The 6,000-nt window shown below is 42.4% G+C and carries 3 protein-coding genes; all 3 read right to left on the bottom strand.

From position 1 onward, the window contains the following. Positions 1–339: 339 nt before the first annotated feature. Positions 340–1,407, bottom strand: coding sequence for an HD-GYP domain-containing protein (locus tag AC58QT_RS34510; RefSeq protein ID WP_497412884.1), 1,068 nt, complete (start codon positions 1,405–1,407; stop codon positions 340–342). A 131-nt stretch (positions 1,408–1,538) separates the two neighbouring features. Further along, positions 1,539–4,031, bottom strand: coding sequence for a DNA gyrase subunit A (gene gyrA, locus AC58QT_RS34505; RefSeq protein WP_497412881.1), 2,493 nt, complete (start codon positions 4,029–4,031; stop codon positions 1,539–1,541). A gap of 49 nt (positions 4,032–4,080) precedes the next feature. Then, the gene (gene gyrB / locus AC58QT_RS34500; protein ID WP_497412880.1) at positions 4,081–5,997 is read right to left on the bottom strand and encodes a DNA topoisomerase (ATP-hydrolyzing) subunit B; all 1,917 of its coding nucleotides are present in this window, start codon (positions 5,995–5,997) and stop codon (positions 4,081–4,083) included. Positions 5,998–6,000 lie beyond the last annotated feature (3 nt).

The raw sequence follows: 6,000 nt of genomic DNA, 5'->3' as shown, positions 1-6,000 counted from the left end.
ATAATAGAAAGATGACTTGCTCATTTGAAGCTAGCGAGATTTTGCAATCTCATTTATAGTCGATTACTCGACTGTGCTTACTCACTCGTTGTTCAGTTTTCAAAGATCAATTTTTTCCTTTTTAATCCTTCGCCCCTCAAAGGCGACTTGATTAATATACCACATCGGCCTACTCAATTGCAAGAACTTTTTTTAAATTTCTTTCGTTCTTTTGTTCGGCCGCCGAAGCGACAAGGAGTAATATAACAAATCCCATATAGGATTGCAAGCTTTATTTTCAAATTCGTTTAATAAATAAAAAAAGCCTCACTCTGCGCGAGTAAGGTTTCAATTCCCTTATTAAATATGGCCGATTACATCTTGTATAAATAGATTTCTTTCGACAGTTAGATTAATAATCGTACCATTCACATTAACCCATGGTCTTGTTGGATGGGAGCGATCCGAGAACACGATCTCACCTACACGATTGTCACTCAGCTTCACTAGTGTTCCATTACTGATTTGCGTGGATTTGTTCATGAAGATTTGGACAAAAGTAGGATCTACTTTTCCGAAGGACTCTGTTAGTAGCTGTTCTAGTGCAACGTAAGGCGATAAAGCAGCCTTGTAATAGCGATCATTTGTCATCGAGTTAAATATATCGGCAATGGCTACGATTTTGGCATAGATATGTATCTTATCGGACTTCAAACCTAACGGATAGCCTGAGCCGTCCTCCCTTTCATGATGTTGAAGGGCTGTTAGTTTAACACCTTCGTTGATTCCAGATATATTCTTGAGGATCTGGTAACCAATCAACGTATGTTGCTTAATCTCATCCATTTCAGCTGCTGTTAATTTATTCTTTTTCTCCAGCAGTGTACTATCCACCTTACTGTTACCAATATCGTGCAGTAAACCTGCCAAAGCGATTTGAACCAAATCCTTTTGTGGGAGGCCTACCCATTTAGCCAGTGAGTACGATGTTAAACTGACTAGTATACTTTTATGATAGATATACTCATGAAGATTCCGGTTTTTGGGAGCAAAGGTGAGCACCTTATAGGCATCAATATGACGAATAAGCGATTCGAGACCTGTACGAATTTCTAAAATGGGAAGCTGTTGTCCACCATTAGCTAGAAGGAAAACTCTTTTGAGCAGTTTCACCATATTATGATATTCCACATAAAACGGATGGACTGTCTCCACTTCTTTCACCTTAGTATCTTCCGCAACTTGCTCCACTTCATTGCTGTTCTTTGCCTCAATATAAACAGAAGGAATGAGGAATGCCTTTAGAATTTCGAGTTCTCTTTCCTGAATGACTTTTCCTTTGAGAAAAAGTGTATTACCCATTTTGGTTATTACGTTATCGCCTAATCTTTCACCATATTTTAGTTGCGAAACGGCTACTGTCGGCACTGTCATTCACTCACCTTACTATTTCGTATACTCCATATTGTAAAGTAAAAGGGATGGGTTTGTAAGCCCCCATCCCTACTTTTTATCATATAATAATTTATAAGCTTCTGGTTATTAGGAAGAACAATTTCTTACTCTTCCGTCTCAGTTGCCTCAGATGTTTCTTCCCAGTCGCCGTCTTCATCAGACTCGTTCTGTTCTTCATTCTTCTGAACACGAGCCAATGTTCCAACTTCATCATCTTCACGTATGTTAATCAGACGAACACCTTGTGTATTGCGTCCCATAACAGAAATGCCGTCCATACTTGTACGAATGACAGTACCCGATGCAGAAATAATCATCAGATCCTCGTCCTCTTGCACGACTTTAAGACCAACGATCGGGCCATTTTTCTCGGTGACATTCAACGTTTTGATACCTTTACCACCACGTGTTTGAATCCGATACTCAGAGACAGGTGTCCGTTTACCGAAGCCTTTGGAGGTTACGATGAGTACACTGTTATCTTCGTGGACAACGTCCATATCGATGACAGCATCTTCATCATCCAAATGTATGCCTTTTACTCCCGTAGCCGATCTACCCATTGAACGAACATCGCTCTCAGGGAAGTGAATGGACATCCCTAGCTTGGTCCCCATAATAATACCTTGGTTACCGTCGGTTAGCTTAACCCCAATGAGATCATCATCTTCTCGTAAATTAATGGCGATTAAACCACCTTTACGAATGTTGGAGTAATCATCAATTGGCGTTTTCTTCACAACCCCTTGTTTCGTTGCAAAGAAGAGATACTGTTCTGTTTCAAAGCTTTCCACAGGAATTACCGCATTAACGGTTTCCCCTTGTTCGATTTGAATCAGGTTAATGATCGGTGTCCCACGAGCTGTACGGCTCAAATCTGGAATCTCGTAGGCTTTCAAACGATAGACTTTACCCTTGTTAGTAAAGAACATCAGATAATGATGCGTATTCGTCACGAACAAATGTTCGACAAAGTCATTATCTTTCGTATCCATACCGACTACACCGCGGCCTCCACGCTTCTGGTTACGGTACGTCGTAACTGGTAGGCGCTTAATGTAACCCGTGTGTGTGATGGTAATAACGACATCTTCACGTGGAATTAAGTCTTCGTCTTCAATGCTTTCTTCACCAACTGTAATCTCGGAACGTCGCTCATCGCCAAATTTTTCTTTAATTTCATTCAGCTCTTCGCTAATAATAGCTAGAATAAGCTTCTCATCAGCTAGAATCGCTTTAAGTTCAGCAATTCGCTTCATAAGTTCAGCATACTCAGCTTCAATCTTCTCACGTTCCAAACCAGTTAAACGTTGTAAACGCATATCGAGAATGGCTTGTGCTTGATCTAGACTCAGACTGAATGTTGACATGAGTCCTTCTCTCGCCTCATCCGTTGTACGAGAAGAACGAATTAATGCAATGACTTGATCAAGGTGATCAAGTGCAATACGTAAACCTTCTAAGATATGTGCTCTAGCTTCCGCTTTACGCAGATCATATTCGGTTCTACGGCGAATGACCTCTTGTTGATGCTTGAGGTAGTAATGAATCATCTCACGAAGATTCAAAACTCTTGGTTCCCCGTTAACAAGAGCAAGCATAATAATACCGAAATTCGATTGCATCGCTGTTTGTTTGAATAAGTTATTCAACACAACATTCGGGTTCACATCGCGTCTAAGTTCGATCACCACGCGCATACCATTACGATCGGATTCATCTCGCAGATCGGTAATACCATCAATCTTTTTCTCACGTACAAGCTCAGCGATTTTCTCTACTAATCTTGCTTTATTTACTTGATATGGCAGCTCATTGACAATGATTCTAGCTTTATTATTGTTCTCTTCAATGACGGTTCTTGCACGCATCGTAACGGAACCTCTCCCAGTGGAGTAGGCTTGTCTGATTCCTTCACGGCCAAGAATAAAGCCAGCCGTCGGGAAATCTGGACCTTTAATGGCTTGCATTAAGTCCATTGGGGTGACATCCGGATTTTCGATCATCATCTGGATACCCTCGATAACCTCTCTTAGGTTATGTGGGGGAATATTCGTCGCCATACCAACGGCAATCCCTGAACTTCCGTTAACGAGCAAGTTTGGAAAACGAGAAGGGAGAACAACAGGCTCTTGTTCTTCCCCATCGTAGTTTGGCGCATAGTCGATTGTTTCTTTGTTAATATCACGAAGGAGCTCCATCGCGATCTTGGACAAACGTGCTTCCGTATAACGCATAGCTGCTGCCATGTCACCGTCGATCGATCCGAAGTTCCCATGTCCATCAACAAGCATATAACGAAGCGAGAAGTCCTGTGCCATCCGAACCATCGTTTCGTATACGGCCGTATCACCATGTGGATGATACTTACCGATAACTTCACCGACGATTCTCGCTGATTTCTTATATGGCTTATCCGGGGACATACCCAGCTCAGACATCGCAAACAAGATACGACGATGAACCGGCTTTAGACCGTCTCTAACATCTGGCAGTGCGCGACTGACAATGATACTCATCGCATAGTCTAAGAAGGATGTACGCATTTCGGTCGAAATGTCAATTTCTTTGACTTGCGAATGTAATTCTTCGCTCATGAATGTTCCTCCTGAAAGCTTACATCGTTTGCAACGTCTAGAACCGACGTTAGATATCTAAATTTTTCACGTATTTTGCATGTTCCTCAATGAAATCACGTCTAGGTTCAACATTATCGCCCATCAATGAATCAAAGAGAGTGTCCGCTTCGATTGCATCCTCGATTGTCACCTGCAAGAATGTCCGGCTTTCCGGATCCATGGTTGTTTCCCATAATTGTTCCGGATTCATCTCGCCAAGTCCTTTGTAACGTTGGACATTCACTTTGACGCCTTCACCAAACTCTTGCATAATAGCTTCGCGTTGTTTCTCGTTATAGGCATAACGAACAGTTTTATTTCGTTCCAACTTAAAGAGTGGCGGCTGTGCGATATACACATAGCCAGACTCAATGAGCTTTTTCATGTATCGATAGAAGAAAGTAAGCAACAAAGTACGAATGTGCGCACCATCTACGTCGGCATCTGTCATGATAATGATTTTGTGATAACGGGCTTTGGCAATGTCGAAATCATCGCTGATCCCTGTACCGAAAGCTGTAATCATGGCACGAATCTCCGTATTGGATAAAATTCGATCCAAACGAGCTTTCTCAACATTCAAAATTTTACCGCGCAGAGGCAGAATAGCTTGGAAGTGACGATCACGTCCTTGCTTCGCTGAACCACCTGCAGAGTCACCTTCTACAATGTAAATTTCACTGATTGAAGCGTCTTTGGAAGAACAATCTGCTAGTTTACCTGGCAGGGCACTGACTTCAAGAGCACTTTTGCGGCGAGTTAACTCTCTGGCTTTACGCGCAGCTTCTCTCGCTCTAGCAGCTTGGATCCCTTTTTCAAGGATTTTGCGAGCTACAGCTGGATTTTCTTCAAGGAATTCTTGCAGCTTCTCTGCAAAAAGAGATTCGACAATACCACGAACTTCGCTGTTGCCAAGCTTTGTCTTGGTTTGACCTTCGAACTGTGGCTCAGGAATTTTTACAGAAATAATCGCAGCAAGACCCTCACGCACGTCATCCCCAGAAAGATTGGAGTCGCTTTCTTTGATGGAGTTATTCTTACGGGCATAGTCATTCAGAATACGCGTTAACGCGCTCTTAAATCCGGACTCATGCGTTCCACCTTCATGCGTATTGATATTATTGGCAAAAGAGTAAATGTTCTCGGTATAGCTATCGTTATACTGAAGAGCAATCTCAATCGAAATGTTATCCTTTGCACCTTCTACATAGATCGGGACTTCATTGACGACTTCACGGTTGCGATTCAAATGTTGCACAAAGGACACAATACCGCCCTCGTACATATGTGTTGCTACCGTATCCGTACGCTCATCAATCAAGTTAATCTCGATGCCTTTATTCAAGAAAGCAAGCTCTCGAATTCTGGATTGCAGTGTATCAAAATCGTATTCAACCGTTTCTTTGAAAATCTCCGGATCTGGCTGGAACGTAACCGTGGTGCCCGTTTCTTCGGTTTCACCGACGACTTTCACATCATATTGCGGCGTGCCGCGGCGGTATTCTTGTTGATGAATTTGGCCTTTATTCTTTACTTGCACAGTTAAGTGCTCAGACAGGGCATTAACAACGGAAATACCTACCCCGTGTAGACCGCCTGATACTTTGTAACCGGAATCTTCACCACCGAATTTACCACCTGCGTGGAGCACGGTAAGTACGACTTCAAGTGTTGGTCTTTTCAGCTTGGCATTTTCCCCAACTGGAATTCCGCGTCCATTATCAACAACAGTAACACTGTTATTTTTATGGACGATTACATCAATTTTTGTACAAAATCCGGCCAAAGCCTCGTCAATACTATTATCTACAACTTCCCAAACGAGATGATGAAGTCCTCGGGCACTGGTTGAACCAATATACATACCCGGTCTTTTGCGAACGGCTTCTAAACCTTCCAGAACCTGAATCTGACTGTCATCGTACGCATTTTGATTCACAGACATGCT

This window comes from Paenibacillus sp. J31R109 (assembly GCF_059692055.1).
This window is presented reverse-complemented; position numbering and strand designations above follow the sequence as displayed.